The sequence below is a fragment of the Barrientosiimonas humi genome, from assembly GCF_006716095.1.
GTDB lineage: Bacteria > Actinomycetota > Actinomycetes > Actinomycetales > Dermatophilaceae > Barrientosiimonas > Barrientosiimonas humi.
In genome coordinates, this window is the sequence record NZ_VFOK01000001.1 from 2086085 (window position 1) to 2100353 (window position 14269).

At 71.5% G+C, this 14269-nt stretch carries 12 protein-coding genes; 4 read left to right on the top strand and 8 right to left on the bottom strand.

What is annotated here, in order from left to right; all coding sequences use genetic code 11:
• Window positions 1-53: 53 nt before the first annotated feature.
• Entirely contained in the window at window positions 54-1304 is a 1251-nt protein-coding gene (locus FB554_RS09775; RefSeq protein ID WP_142005784.1) for an aspartate aminotransferase family protein, read from the top strand.
• An 85-nt stretch (window positions 1305-1389) separates the two neighbouring features.
• Here FB554_RS09775 and FB554_RS09780 read toward each other — a convergent pair whose 3' ends face one another.
• Complete coding sequence (locus FB554_RS09780; protein ID WP_142005785.1) at window positions 1390-2766, bottom strand: MFS transporter; 1377 nt, start codon at window positions 2764-2766, stop codon at window positions 1390-1392.
• Window positions 2767-2984: 218 nt separating this feature from the next.
• Entirely contained in the window at window positions 2985-4190 is a 1206-nt protein-coding gene (gene hppD / locus FB554_RS09785; RefSeq protein WP_142005786.1) for a 4-hydroxyphenylpyruvate dioxygenase, read from the bottom strand.
• Window positions 4191-4298: 108 nt separating this feature from the next.
• Here hppD and FB554_RS09790 point away from each other — a divergent pair, with 108 nt between their 5' ends.
• Window positions 4299-4811 (top strand): Lrp/AsnC family transcriptional regulator, encoded by a 513-nt coding sequence (locus tag FB554_RS09790; RefSeq protein ID WP_142005787.1) that lies wholly within the window; start codon window positions 4299-4301, stop codon window positions 4809-4811.
• A 42-nt stretch (window positions 4812-4853) separates the two neighbouring features.
• Here the strand turns inward: FB554_RS09790 and FB554_RS09795 are convergent, their stop codons facing one another.
• The gene (locus FB554_RS09795) at window positions 4854-5528 is read right to left on the bottom strand and encodes an IclR family transcriptional regulator (protein ID WP_142005788.1); all 675 of its coding nucleotides are present in this window, start codon (window positions 5526-5528) and stop codon (window positions 4854-4856) included.
• A gap of 44 nt (window positions 5529-5572) precedes the next feature.
• Between FB554_RS09795 and FB554_RS09800 the strand changes: the two genes are divergently transcribed.
• Window positions 5573-6643: a P1 family peptidase gene (locus FB554_RS09800; RefSeq protein ID WP_142005789.1), complete on the top strand. Its 1071-nt coding sequence runs from the start codon at window positions 5573-5575 to the stop codon at window positions 6641-6643.
• Between the two features lie 57 nt (window positions 6644-6700).
• Here FB554_RS09800 and FB554_RS09805 read toward each other — a convergent pair whose 3' ends face one another.
• The 3 genes from FB554_RS09805 to FB554_RS09815 all read right to left on the bottom strand — a co-directional run bounded on the left by FB554_RS09805 (window position 6701) and on the right by FB554_RS09815 (window position 10784).
• Window positions 6701-7759: a DUF695 domain-containing protein gene (locus tag FB554_RS09805; protein ID WP_142005790.1), complete on the bottom strand. Its 1059-nt coding sequence runs from the start codon at window positions 7757-7759 to the stop codon at window positions 6701-6703.
• Between the two features lie 191 nt (window positions 7760-7950).
• Window positions 7951-9708, bottom strand: coding sequence for a DEAD/DEAH box helicase (locus FB554_RS09810; protein ID WP_142005791.1), 1758 nt, complete (start codon window positions 9706-9708; stop codon window positions 7951-7953).
• A 104-nt stretch (window positions 9709-9812) separates the two neighbouring features.
• Window positions 9813-10784, bottom strand: coding sequence for a zinc metalloprotease (locus FB554_RS09815; RefSeq protein WP_142005792.1), 972 nt, complete (start codon window positions 10782-10784; stop codon window positions 9813-9815).
• Window positions 10785-10937: 153 nt separating this feature from the next.
• Here FB554_RS09815 and FB554_RS09820 point away from each other — a divergent pair, with 153 nt between their 5' ends.
• Complete coding sequence (locus FB554_RS09820; protein ID WP_142005793.1) at window positions 10938-11261, top strand: DUF3039 domain-containing protein; 324 nt, start codon at window positions 10938-10940, stop codon at window positions 11259-11261.
• A 549-nt stretch (window positions 11262-11810) separates the two neighbouring features.
• Here the strand turns inward: FB554_RS09820 and FB554_RS09825 are convergent.
• A complete protein-coding gene (locus FB554_RS09825) occupies window positions 11811-13019 on the bottom strand; it encodes a hypothetical protein (protein WP_142005794.1) in 1209 nt (402 codons plus the stop codon).
• 678 nt (window positions 13020-13697) lie between these two features.
• Window positions 13698-14168: a hypothetical protein gene (locus FB554_RS09830; protein WP_142005795.1), complete on the bottom strand. Its 471-nt coding sequence runs from the start codon at window positions 14166-14168 to the stop codon at window positions 13698-13700.
• Window positions 14169-14269 lie beyond the last annotated feature (101 nt).

Sequence of the window (14269 nt, forward strand, 5' to 3'; positions counted from 1 at the left end):
GCCATGCCCTAGGCTGATTGTCGACAATCTATCAATCATGGATGGAGGCGACGATGGCCCAGCTGTCCCCCGTGCTCAAGCAGGCGACCCCGGTCGTGGCGACCCGCGGCGAGGGCGTCTATCTGTTCGACGCCGACGACCGGCGATATCTCGACTTCACGGCCGGCATCGGCGTGACCAGCACCGGCCACTGCCACCCCACCGTGGTGGCGGCCGCGCAGGAGCAGGTCGGCCGGCTGATCCACGGGCAGTACACGACGGTGCTGCACGAACCGCTGCTGCGGCTGGTCGACCGGATGGGCGAGGTGCTGCCCGAGGGTCTGGACCGGATGTTCTTCACCAACTCCGGCTCCGAGGCCATCGAGGCAGCCCTGCGCCTGGCCCGGCAGGCGACCGGCCGTCCCAACGTGATCACCTTCCACGGCGGGTTCCACGGGCGCACCGTGGCGGCGGCGTCGATGACCAGCTCCGGCACCAAGTTCAAGGCCGGCTTCGCCCCGCTCATGGCCGGCGTGCAGGTCTCGCCGTTCCCCGACCCCGGCCACTTCGGCTGGAGCCAGGACGAGGCGACCGCGTTCGCGCTCAAGCAGCTCGACTACACCCTGCAGACGCTGTCCCAGCCCGACGACACCGCCGCGTTCTTCGTCGAGCCGGTGCTCGGCGAGGGTGGTTACGTCCCGGCCTCCACCGAATTCCTCGCCGGCCTGCGCGAGCGCGCCGACCGCCACGGGATCCTGCTCGTCGTCGACGAGGTGCAGACCGGGTGGGGGCGCACCGGAAAGTTCTGGGGCGGTGAGCATTTCGGCGCCCGGCCCGACATCCTCGTCACGGCCAAGGGACTCGCGTCGGGCTTCCCGCTCTCGGGCATCGCGGCCTCGAACGCCCTGATGGAGAAGGCCTGGCCGGGCTCGCAGGGCGGCACCTACGGCGGCAACGCCGTCGCCTGCGCCGCGGCCGTCGCGACGCTCGACGTCATCGAGTCCGAGGGCCTGGTCGCCAACGCGGAGCAGCGCGGCGCCCAGCTGCGCCAGGCGCTCGAGAAGGTGGCCGGGCAGCACGACGCCATCACCGACGTACGCGGGCTGGGGCTGATGCTCGGCAACGAGTTCCGCGACGCCGAGGGCAAGCCGGACGGCGCGGCGGCCGCGCGGGTGCAGAGCAAGGCGGCCGAGCTCGGGCTGCTGCTGCTCACCTGCGGGCCGTGGAGCCAGGTGGTGCGGTTCATCCCCGCGCTCGTCGTGGGCGAGCAGCAGGTCGACGACGCCGCGCAGCTGTGGGCCGAGGCGGTCGACGCGGCGCTCTGAGCGCCGAATCCCCTTCTGCCGACGACACGTTCGCGCCCACCTCGCGAGAAGCGGGGTGGGCGCGAACGTGTGCGGGGCAGGCCGCTCAGCCCTCGGACTTCGCCAGCGCCTCCTGCTCGCGGTGCGCCTCCTCGGTGCCCGGGATCTCCGTGCCACGCAGCGACTCGCCCTTGGTCTCGATGAGGAAGAACGCGGCGATCAGGCCGATCACGCACGCCCCGACCATGTACCACGCAGGGAACAGGTCGTTGCCCGTCGCGTTGATCATCCGGTCGTTGATCGCACCCGAGGTGCCGCCGAACAGCGACGTCGCCACGTTGTAGCCGATCGCCACGCCGGCGAACCGCACGATGGTCGGGAACATCGCCGGGAAGGTCGCCGAGATCGTCGCCAGCTGCGGCGCGTAGAGGATTCCCAGCACGGCGAAGGCCACGATCGCCATGCCCAGGCTCTGCGACATCAGCTGGTACATCGGGACGCACGCGATCAGCAGCGCCGCGCAGGAGAACAGCCACATCGGTTTGCGTCCGATGCGGTCGGACAGCATCCCGAAGAACGGCAACGACACGGCCATCGCGATCTGCCCGAAGAACGGCACGAGCAGCGCGTCGGACTCCTCCATGTCGAGGTTGTTCTGCAGGTACGTGGGCATGTAGCTCAGCAGCGTGTAGTTCACGACGTTGAGCGCGATGACCAGGCCGAACAGGGTGAGGATCGGCCGGAGGTACTTGGTCAGCAGCTCCTTGTAGACGCCCTTGACCTCGTCCTCGGTCTCGTCGCGGTCCTCCAGCTCGCGGAACACCGGGGTGTCCTCGATGCGCGAGCGCAGGTACATACCGATCAGGCCGAGCGGTGCGGCGATGAGGAACGGGATGCGCCAGCCCCAGCTCTGCAGGTCGTCCGCGCTGAGCACGTTCACCAGGATCAGCGCGATGCCGTTTCCGAGGGTGAACCCGACCAGCGTCCCGACCTCCAGGAAGCTGCCGTAGAACCCGCGCTTGCGGTCGGGCGAGTACTCCGCCATGAAGGTGGCGGCCCCGCCGTACTCGCCACCGGCCGAGAAGCCCTGGACGATGCGCAGCAGGTAGAGGATCACGGGGGCCGCGATGCCGATGGTCTCGTAGCTCGGGATCAGCCCGACGCACAGCGTGGCGGCCGCCATCAGCAGGATCGTCATGGCCAGCACGCGCTTGCGGCCGATCTTGTCGCCCAGCGGGCCCCAGAACATGCTGCCGATGGGCCGGATCAGGAAACTGATCGCGAACCCGACCAGGGTGAAGAACACCGCGTTGTCACCCTCGGGGAACAGCGCCGCCGCGATGTGGGTGGTCATGTAGGCGTACACGCCGTAGTCGAACCACTCGACCGCGTTGCCGATCGCGGAGGCGCCGATCGCCCGATGAAGCACCTTCTTGGGAACTTCGGGCTCTCCGGTGTGCTGTGTCGTCGGACTCGAACTCATCTGCCGGCCTCCCGAGGGGCTTCGATTGGATCGTAGTTTTGTCGACAATCAGACAGGCTACCGCGACGTACGTCGGCGCCGTGCGGAATCAACCTCTATCAGAGCGATCTGTTCAGCGCGAACTCAGCAAACTGCGCACAGCGCCGCGCCCGGCACACCTGGTGGGGTGTGCCGGGCGCGGCGTCGCCGGGGCCGGCGCGTGAGGTCGCGGCGAGCGACTACAGGTTCCCCCTGCGCTCCTGCTCCCGCTCGATCGCCTCGAACAGCGCCTTGAAGTTGCCCTTGCCGAAGCCGAGCGAACCGTGCCGCTCGATCAGCTCGAAGAACACCGTGGGACGGTCACCCAGCGGCTTGGTGAAGATCTGCAGCAGGTAGCCGTCCTCGTCGCGGTCGACCAGGATGCCGCGCTTCTGCAGCTCCTCGACCGGCACCCGCACCTCGCCGATGCGCGCGCGCAGCTCGGGGTCCTCGTAGTAGGAGTCGGGGGTGTCGAGGAACTCGACACCGTTGGCGCGCAACGCATCCACGCTCGCGAGGATGTCGCCGGTCGCGACGGCCAGGTGCTGGGCGCCGGCCCCGCGGTAGAACTCGAGGTACTCGTCGATCTGGCTCTTCTTCTTGGCGATCGCCGGCTCGTTCAGCGGGAACTTCACCCGGTGGTTGCCGTTGGCGACGACCTTGGACATCAGCGCGGAGTAGTCGGTCGCGATGTCGTCGCCGATGAACTCGGCCATGTTCACGAACCCCATGACGCGGTTGTAGAACGAGACCCACTCGTCCATCTTCCCGAGCTCGACGTTGCCGACGATGTGGTCGAGCGCCTGGAAGAGCCGCTTCGGCTGCCCCTCGCGCTTGACCAGCGTGGAGCTCTGCGGGACGTAGCCGGGCAGGTAGGGGCCGGTGTAGCGGCTGCGGTCGACGAGGGTGTGCCGCGTCTCGCCGTACGTCGCGATCGCCGCGATCCGCACGGTCCCGAGCTCGTCGGTCACGTCCTCGGGCTCGCGCACGACCGTCGCCCCCGCACGGCGGGCCTGCTCGATGCACTTGTCGACGTCGGGCACCTCGAGCGCGATGTCGACGACACCGTCACCGTGCTTGCGGTGGTGCTCGACCAGCGGGCTGTCGGGGTCGACCGCGCCGTTGATGACGAATTTGATCGAGCCGGACTTCAGCACGAACGACTTGTGGTCGCGGTTGCCGGTCTCCGGGCCGGAGTAGGCGACCAGCTCCATCCCCCAGGCGGACTGGTAGTACAGCGCCGACTGCGTGGCGTTGCCCGAGACGAAGACGATCGCGTCCCAGCCGGTGACGGGGAACGGGTCCTTGTCGCCGTCGTACTCCACGAGGCCGACCAGCTGCTTGAGCTGATCGAGGTCGAGGTCTGCGTCGCGCTCGGTCTCGGTGAGGTTCACGGTGTCCGTCATACCCGCCACTGTGGCCCCGCTCACGCCACCGGGCAACACGACGCCGTACGTCTGCGCAACCTGTGCAGAGTGCGCGGGCTTGACGCCAGCTCGCCATACACTTTGTCCATGCCCGCGCCGATCGACGACCTGGACTCCCGCCTCCTGGCCCTGCTCACCGAGCGGCCGCAGATCGGCGTGCTCGGCGCCTCGCGCGAGCTCGGCGTCGCGCGCGGCACGGTGCAGGCCCGCCTGGACCGGCTGGTCCGGCGCGGCGTGATCAGCTCGTTCGCCCCCACGGTCGACCCGCACTCGCTGGGCTATCCGGTGACGGCGTTCTGCACCCTCGCCATCCGGCAGCAGGAGGGCCACGAGCCGCTGCTGGAGCACCTGCGCGGCATCCCGGAGGTGCTCGAGGTGCACACGATCACCGGCGACGGCGATCTCATGGTGCGGGTCGTGGCCCGCGACAACCCCGACCTGCAGCGGGTCATCGACTCGGTCGTGAGCACCGGCATGGTGACCCGCACGAGCACCGTCATCGCCCTGGCCGAGCTGCTCCCCCGCCGCACCGGGCCGCTGGTGCAGGCCACCGGCGCCGGTCGCGCCACCCCGGCCCCGGCCGACCGCCGCCCCGGTTAGCGCGAGACCGCTCAGCCACCGGCGGACCCGTCCGACGCCGATTCACTGCAACGCCAACGAGATCCGCTCGGCGGCCGAGGTCACCAGCGGCCCGACGCGCGCCGGGTCGAGCGGGTGCAGCGCCACCACCCCGACCGACGCCTCCAGCCCGGGCGTGCCGCGCACCGGCGCCGCGAGGCCGTGCGCACCGGGCTGCAGCTCGGAGTCGGTGACGACGACGTCCTCCCCCGACCGGTCGGCGCGCCCGAGCAGGATCGCCCGCCCAGCGGCGCCGGCCTCGAGCGGGTGCCTCGACCCCACCCGGTAGGCCACGTGCAGGTCGCTCACCGTCGGCTCGACCACGGCGACGGCCAGCGCCTCGCCGTGCTCGGCCAGCGTGAGGTGGGCGGTGGCGCGCACGGTGTCGGCGAGCCGGCGCAGGTGCGGCACCGCCGCCTCGACGACCAGCGGGCGCACGGACACCGCGAGCCGCAGCAACCCCATGCCCGGCCCGACCCGCCCGTCCGCGCGGCGAGCGACCAGGTCCTCACGGGCCAGCGACGCGAGCAGCCGATAGACCACCGGCCGGCCGACGCCGAGATCGGTGGCCAGCTCGGTGACGGTCGCGCCCTGCGAGCGGGTCGTGGTGAGCAGCCGCAGCAGCGCCAGACCACGGTCCATCGTCTGCGACGTCTCGCCGCCGAGGTCGGCCGGCTCGCTCTCAGGGCTCGGGCTCATGGAGCGCCACGCTAGCGTCGAGGCGGGATCGCTACGGTCGACCCGTGACTCGTGCGGCGCGCCCCGACCTGACCCCCCTGCTGCGGCACGGCTGCCCTCCCGGTCCGCACGACACGATCACCGACGTGGCCGGGGTGCGCGTGGGCCACACCGACGTACGTCTTGGGCCGGCTCCCGACGGCGCGCACGACGTCGTCACCGGGGTCACGGCCGTCGTCTTCGACCAGCTGTCGGGCGAACGTCGTTCCCTCCCAGCCAATCTCGCGGTGGGCAACGGTCACGGCAAGCTCGTCGGCGCCACCCAGCTGGTCGAGCTCGGCGCGCTCGAGACGCCGATCGTGCTGACCTCGACGCTGTCGACGTTCGCCGCCGCCGACGCGCTGGTCGACTGGGTGCTGCGACGGCCCGGCCAGGAGGCCACGACGACGCTCAACCCGCTCGTGGCTGAGTGCAACGACGGGTGGCTGTCCGACATCCGCGCGCGGGCGATCACGGCCGACCACGTGCACGCCGCGCTCGACGGCGCACAGGGCGGTGTCCCGGCCGAGGGGGCGGTGGGCGCGGGCAGCGGCATGGTGTGCCTGGGCTACAAGGGCGGCATCGGCACGTCGTCGCGCACCGCGCGGCTGGGTGACTACGCGGTGACCGTCGGCGCGCTCGCGCTGACCAACTTCTCGGGCGACCTGCGGGTCGGCAGCCTCGACCTCGCGGCCGGCGCGGTGCTGGGTGCGGGCGGCCCCGACGACGCGCACGGCCGAGCATCGGCGGCCACGAAAGAGCCTCACACGCAAGGAAACTCGTGCATCGTGCTGCTCGTCACCGACGCCGCTGTCGATGCGCGCCAGCTGCGCCGCGTCGCGCAGCGGGGGGTGCTTGCGATGGGCAGGGTGGGCGCGGCGTTCACGCACGGCAGCGGCGACTACGGCCTCGCCGTGTCGACGGCACCGCCGGCGCCGGCCCGCCCCGACCACGAGCTCGACCCGCTGCTCGCGGCCTCGCTCGAGGCGGCCGAGGCGGCCCTGGTGCGGTCGCTGCTCGAGGCGACGACGACCCGCGGCCAACGGGGGCGGGTCGCCCACGCGCTGCCCTGGTCGGCCCTCGGCCTCGAGCGCTGAGCGAGGCTGCCCGCCAGCCGCCCCAACCGCCGGCCGTCGTCAACCGCCCGGCCGCGGTCAGCCGCGGAGGTGCGCGACCTCGGCCCAGCCCGGGTCGTCGTCGGTGCGCACCCGCGCGGTGCCGCCCCACCCGCGCACCGCCTGCTCGATGCGCGGCACGGCGTCGGTGGCGGGGTCGACGTACAGGTGCAGCCGGCGTACGCCCGCGCTGGACTCGTGCGCGACGACTCGCCCGTCGGGGCCGGCGGCCCGGCGCAGCTCCTCCTCGAGCTCGCGCAGCTCGGTGAGCGAGGGGTCGAGCGGCAGGCCGGCCTCGTTGCGGTGGCCGTAGGCCGCCTCGACGAGCACGTGCTCGGACAGCGCCGGGTTCATGGCGGCGGCCAGCGGCACCTCGGCGGCGGCGAGAACCGGCCCCAGCGGTCCGCTCCCCTCCATCAACGCCCACGCGGGTTCGCCTGTGTCCGTGGTGAACTCGGCTGCAAGGTCGCGCACGACCGCGCGCAGCCCGGTCAGCCCGAAGCCGTCGAGCGGCGGCACCTCGCTGGCCGTCAGCTCGCCGATCCAGGTCTCGGTCTGCTGCTCGCCCAGGGTGACGTCGAGCATCAGGAACATCACCTGGGTGCGCACCTGCTCGGGCACCTCGGGGAACAGCGGGTGGTGCAGCACGACGTCGACGCGCGACCCGCGCCGCTGCACCCCGACCACGACCTGGCCGCCCTCGAAGCGCCGCTCGTCGATCACCAGCGCGTGGTCCTGCGGGTCGGCGACCGGCGGGCGGGAGTCGGCGTAGGACCAGACCAGGTCGGCCTCCGGCGCGGCGTCCCGCCAGCGGCGCGCGACCGCGCGCAGCTCCGGGTCGCCCTCCGGGCTCACGACCAGCACGTGCATCGACTCCGAGCCGGCCGCGGTCTCCCAGGACAGCCCCGGGTCGATGGCGTGCACCCGGCCGGACAGGTCCTCCACCGCCGCGTCGGGGATGGTGCCCTCACCGACCAGGTTGGCCCAGTCGCGCGACCCCGACTCCTGCCACCACTGCCAGAAGTCCTGGATGGCTCCCGCCTGGCGTCGCCGCGCCTCGCTCCTGCCCTGACCCTTGCCTCTGCCGAAGATGCCCACGGCGCCATTGTGTCGCCCGCCCCCGGGTCTCGATACACCGCTCGTTCCTCGCGGCACTCGACCCGCATGGCCTCGCGGCACTCGACCAGCATGGCCTCGCGGCACTCGACCAGCATGGCCCCGCGGCACTCGACCAGCATGGCCCCGCGGCACTCGACCAGCATGGCCCCGCGGCACTCGACCAGCGCGGTTCAGCGCCGGCCGACGAACCAGTTGCGGATCTTGGCGATCCGGGCGGCGACCTCTTCGCTGCTGGCGCGGTCGAGGGTCGGCCCGCCGCACTGCTGGCGCAGGTCGTTGTGGATCACCGCGTGCGCCTGGCCGCTCTTGCGGGCGTACGCCGCGACCAGCGAGTTCAGCTCCTTGCGCTGCGCGGCCAGCGCGCGGTGGGCGGCGACCGGCTCGTCCTGCCCGCGCCGCTTGCGCCCGCTGCTGGCCTGCTTGGTCTGCCGCTCGCGCAGCAGGTGGCTCACCTGGTCGGGCTCGAGCAACCCCGGCAGCCCGAGGTAGTCCTGCTCGTCCTCGCTGCCGACCTCGGCACCCAGCCCGAACTGCTGGGAGTCGAACAGCACGTGGTCGAACTCGGCGTCGGACTCCAGCGCCTGGAACGACTGCTGCTCCAGCTCGCCCGAGGCCTTCTCCTCGCGGTTGGCCTCGGCGAGCAGCCCCTCCTCCTCGGCCCACACGGCGTCCTCGCCGGCCGGGCCCGGGCGGTCGAGGGCGTGGTCGCGCTGGCGCTCCAGCGACGCCGCGTGGTCGAGGATGACCGGCACGCTGGGGAGGAAGACCGACGCGGTCTCGCCGCGGCGCCGCGCGCGCACGAACCGGCCGACCGCCTGCGCGAAGAACAGCGGCGTCTGGGTCGAGGTGGCGTAGACGCCCACGGCCAGGCGCGGCACGTCGACGCCCTCGGACACCATGCGCACGGCGACCATCCACCGCGCGTCCGACCCGGCAAAGTCTTCGATGCGCGCCGACGCGCCCGCGTCGTCGGAGAGCACGACCGTGGGCTTCTCGCCGCTGATCGCCTCGAGGAGCCGGGCGTACGCCCGCGCGCTGGTCTGGTTGGACGCGATCACCAGGCCGCCGGCGTCCTCGACGTGCCGCCGCACCTCGGTGAGCCGCTGGTCGGCCGCGCGCAGCACCGACGGGATCCACTCCCCCTGCGGGTCGAGCGCGGTGCGCCAGGCCGCGGCGGTCGCGTCCTTGGTCATCGCCTCGCCCAGCCGGGCCGCGACCTCGTCACCCGCGCGGGTGCGCCAGCGCATGCTCCCGCCGTACGCCATGAACAGCACCGGCCGCACGACGCCGTCGCGCAGCGCGTCGGCATAGCCGTAGGAGTAGTCGCTCGCCGAGCGCCGCACGCCGTCGGCGCCCTCGTCGTAGCGCACGAACGGGATCGGGTTGGTGTCGGAGCGGAACGGCGTGCCGGTGAGGCTCAGCCGCCGGGTCGCCGCGCCGAACGCCTCGCGCAGCCCGTCGCCCCACGACCGGGAGTCGCCGCCGTGGTGGATCTCGTCGAGGATCACCAGCGTGCGGCGCGCCTCGGTGCGGCGGCGGTGCAGCTCCGGGCGGCTCGCCACCCCGGCGTACGTCAGCGCCACCCCGTCGAAGTCGGTCGCGTGCTGCTCCTGGGCGTTGGTGAAGCGCGGGTCGAGGTTGATGCCGACCCGGGCCGCAGCGTCGGCCCACTGGGTCTTCAGGTGCTCGGTCGGGGCGACGACGGTGACCTGCTCGACCACGCCCGCACCCAGCAGCTCGGTGGCCACCCGCAGCGCGAAGGTGGTCTTGCCGGCGCCGGGGGTCGCGACCGCGAGGAAGTCGCGCGGCGCCTGCTCGGCGTAGGACTGCAGCGCCTCGGCCTGCCACGCGCGCAGCTTGTCGGCGGTGCCCCACGCAGCACGCTCGGGGAACGCGGGAGACAGGTTGGAGGCAGCCGACGTAGACATCGCGGGCAACCTTAACCGGGCCCGGTGACAGGCTGGCGAACGCAGGTCGAGGGCCCCGCCACCAGCGGTGACGGGGCCCTCGATCGAGCGGGTGATGCGGCGCGTCAGGCGCGGTAGGTCACCCACAGGTTCTGCATGCGGGTCACCTGGCCGGGCGTGAACTCGTTCATGCACGCGTCGGCGGTGTAGTCCATGTAGTTGCGGATCGGGTCGAGGCCGGGAGCGGTGCAGGTGTCGCGGCCGACCGGGCAGCCGGTGGCCGGCGAGGCCTCGGCCGGGGTGTCGGCGACCTGGTCGCCCTGGCCGCCGCAGCCGCCCTGGAAGGTGTGGTAGAGCCCGAGCCAGTGGCCGACCTCGTGGGTGGCGGTGTCGCCCTCGTTGTACGGCGCGGCCGTGCCGCCGGGCAGGCTCTCGTCGAGGATCACGACGCCGTCGTTGCTGCTGGTCTTGCGCGTCGGGAACGTCGCCCAGCCGAGCAGGTCGTTGCCGAGGTCGGCGGTGTAGACGTTGAGGTCACCCTGGTCGCCCTTGCGCAGGGCCGCCTTCATGGCCTGCTCCTGCGGGCCGGAGACCAGCCCGTTGTACCAGGACGCGTTGTTGGTGCTGTCGCTCGAGACGAGGCGGAAGGAGAAGCCCGAGCCGGCGTACGCGTTGTTCAGCACGGTGATCTGCGAGGCGATCTCGGCGTCGCTGATGGCCCCGCGCGTGCCGTCGGTGATCGTGTGCCAGTAGACGTCGATGACGACGGGCGTGAACGCCGTGGGGCTGCCCGGCTTCTTCGCGAGGCGACCGTCCGAGCGCTTCGTCAGGCCCTTCGCGGCGGCGTCCTTGCCGAACGCCTTCTCGCGGGCGTCGAGCTGGGCCTGGCTCAGCGCGTTCGGGTCGTGCTTGGAGGAGGACCCTCCGCGGACCTTGGCGCTGGCGGGGGCGTCGTCGGCGCAGCTGCTCGCGGTGGCGGACTTCCACCCCGAGCCGCTGTCGGCCAGCTGCGCGGCCTGGCTCGACGGACCGGCGATCGCGGCCCCGCCGGTGGCCAGGGCGACAGCGGCGAAGAGCGGCATGGTGCGACGAATCATGAGTCTGTAGACCTCCATCGGGAGCCCACGGGGAGGGGGCTCGTCCGCGCAACGTATGGCACCTGCACCACGGCGTGGGGCGTTGCGCGCGCCGAATCTTGGGAGCCTCGTCCGCGCAGGTGCGCCCGGGCCGCCCGACCTACACTGGAGCGCATGTCCTCTCCGCTGAACGAGCCCACCGACCCCGGCCAGGTCCCCGAGCCCGAGCCGCTGGGGCCGAGCACCACCACCGCCGTGCTCGAGCGGGAGCAGGTCGAGGAGCAGAAGCAGGAGCCCGGCGACCACGAGCGCTTCTCGCACTACGTCCGCAAGGAGAAGATCCTCGAGAGCGCACTGTCCGGCGAGCCGGTCACCGCGCTGTGCGGCAAGGTCTGGGTGCCCGGGCGCGACCCGAAGAAGTTCCCGGTCTGCCCCGTCTGCCAGGAGATCTATGAGCAAGTAGGGCCAACGGGCGACGACGACACGGGCGGCGAGTAGCCGCTCCTCGCGTTCCCTTCGCGTTGCGTGCTGCGCCCTTGCTCGCACGCTCCGTGTCACTGCGTGCTGCGCCCGGGCGCGGCATCGGCTGCGCCGTAGCGCCGCGTGCTCGCGCTCGTGTCCGTGGTTGCGTGCTGCGTTGTCGCCGCTGCGTGCTCGATCGAGCCCGGCCGGAGGACCGGGGCTCGCCGAGTCCCTCGAAGAAGCTTGGGCAAGCCTCGAACGGCTGAGAGCCTCTCTAAGGCGTTGAAAGCCGCCTACCCTCACTCGCCTACCCATGAGGGCAGAACGTCGCTCAGGATCGCGTACAGACACGTTAACGGCGGCGTGTGGTCCTTGACGTGTGTGCGTGCGTGTGCTAAGCGGCAAGGGTGGGGGGTGGGACCCTCTCAGCGTCGCGCGCGTGGACCGGGTGGTCTTAGAGGCTCCGCCCCCGCGCAACCCGAGGAGCCCGTGAGCAAAGGCCCGGAACGCAGAAAATCCCCCGCCAGTAAGCGGGGGATTCTGCGGACTGAGGTTGCCTCAGAGACGGTCTCGCGCGGGTGTTGCTCAGATGGAGGCGGCCTTCGAGACGACGGTCAGCTCCAGGCCGGTGTCAGTAACCTTCGAGGAGACCGAGACCACTCGGCCGATGCCGGCGGTCAGGCGGTCGGTGAGGTCGCCGTTCTCGATGGCGGCGTTGACCCGCTCTGCGAGCGAGTAGTTGACGGCGCCGCCGATGTGCAGGCCCTTGCTGTCCAACCGCGCCAGGCCGCCACCGTGGCCGGGCATGGTCGTGCGCACTACCTGCCCGCCATGCTGCTCCGTGAAGCGGACGCGGCCAATCGTGGTAACCCGCCGAACGCCGTCGCGCCTGCGAACCGTGACCTCGGGGGCGCCCACCGGGACGATGGGGAACATCTTCATGGGCTTGTCGAGGTTGACCGCGACGAGCGCCAGCTCTGCCAGGCTCTCGGCAGCGAGCGACGGTGCAATCACCTCGGGCAGGACCGGGAGGGGTGGCGCGTAGATCGTGCCGGCGGGCATCTTCCAGTAGTCGCGCACCACGTCGCTGCCGGTCTTGTCGTGAACGACGGTCAGGCCGGGGATGCTCTCCAGCGGAGTGCGGACCGCGCCGGACTTGTTGTCGGCCTCGACATCGGGGACGAACAGCGTCTCGGTGTCTTCGCCGGTCCGGACGATGGCATAGGGGTCGAGCGGTGCGTATACCGGGCTGCGGAAATAGAGGATGGCGATGCCGTCGTCGCAGCGGATGTGGCCGCCGTCGTTGGTGCTGCCGTGCTTCGTCTGCTGGACCACGATCACCGGGCAGTGCTCGGGCGTGGGCTCCGGGACGTTCGGCGCCATCGTGGTCACGACGGGCACGCTCTGCGCGTACACCCGGCGCAGCACGCCGGCGACAATCTCCGCGACCGACTCGCTCGTGTTAGGCAGCGCCTTGGGCGGTCGGGACGCCATCTCCAGCGCCTCGACGGCGAGGTCGTACAGGTCGAGCTGGGATCGAGCCGAGGAGTACGCGGCCGCTGCGTCGGGCGAGACATTGCCCTTCCGGGCGTCGTTCTCCAGCCGGTCGAGGGTGTTGCGGATGGTGGCCGCCTCGTCCTCCACGCGGTCAAGGTTGTCGGCGGCATCCTCGCGGCGCTTCATCCGTGCATCGGTGGCGGCGAGGTGCTTCGCCTTGGCCTCCTCCAGGGCTGCGACGTACTCGCGCGAGACCTGCGCCATATCAGTGGACAGGGTGTTGGTGTTGCTGGGCATGCTTGTGACTCCGATCATCTTGGGGTTGAGTTCGTGGGTCGGCAGCGCTGGCGTTCGTCACCGAGCGCTGCGGATGCACCGGCAGCCCGGTGATGGGCTCCGGCGAGTTGGCGTTGAAGGGGTGCCGCACCTCAGGGGGTCGAGGATCAGCGGCAGGATCAGCGGCCACCGGGCAGGGTTGAGAGCAGCACTGTCGTTGCTGAGAGCCCCCGCGCCGGCAGGGTGCTGAGCACCGGCAGAGACAGCGTGCAGAGGTAGGGCTCCAGCCCTCAGGACACATTGAGCGCTGTCCGTCGAGCGGTGCGCGGATGCTCGCGCCTGTGCCTTCGGCGGCGCGACACCGACAGCCGTGCGACGTGAGGCGTGCGATGTGGCGCTGGTCCTCAGGTACTGAGTTGCGGCTCGGAGAGTGCCGCGCACCTCGGTCGCTCAGGCCCCTAGGCCGTGGCGACCTTGTGGCTTACGGGGTGCTCCCTGCCGCTGGTCGCGCCGAGCGGTACTCCACGGGGCAGGCTGGCGCTGGCTCGCCTAGGGGCTCGCCTGCTGCCTGCCGGTGGCAATCCGTACTGCGCGCTCAGTGCTCTGTCGATGCTCAGGGGTAGGGCGCTGGTCCTGCCCTTCCTCAGCAACTCCGCCGGTGGGAAAGATAACTACTATGTATGGGTCACTTTTGCCGGTCTAGGCCGCCATTGCGGGGAACTCGTGGGCGTCCCGGTCGCGTTCGGCCTCGCCCCACGGGCACCCTCTCGCGAGCGCGAACCAATCGACGCTGAGGGCACCCTCCAGCTCGTGATGCAGCGATGCTGGTGGCTCGATGGCGACACCGGCAGCCGTGTAGATCGGCGTCCGCCGCTTCCCCTGGACGAGTTCGACGTACTCGCCGGTCGGCTCGATCAGTCCCTCGTCACGAGCCCATCCAAGCCAGCGCTTGGCCGCCGCCTCCGACGTTCCCGCCACCTTGGCGAGGTAGGTCTGTGCGGTCGGCTTCATCTGGTGGCCGGTGGCATCGAGGGACCGCGCGAACGCGCGCGCGATGCGCATGCGGCTCGGGTGCGGGGAGCGTCGTTCCACCTCGCGCAGCCACGCGGCGGGTTCCGTCGCCAGCCACTCGGGGAAGATCACCGTCCGCACCGTCTCGCTTGCGGTCATGCGCGCAGCCGCATCCTGTCGGTGGCGGTCAGCCCGCCGAGGTCGAGCGGGTGCCCGTTGATCCAGTAGGCCCGATCGTGCGTCATGCAATAGATCGCCGC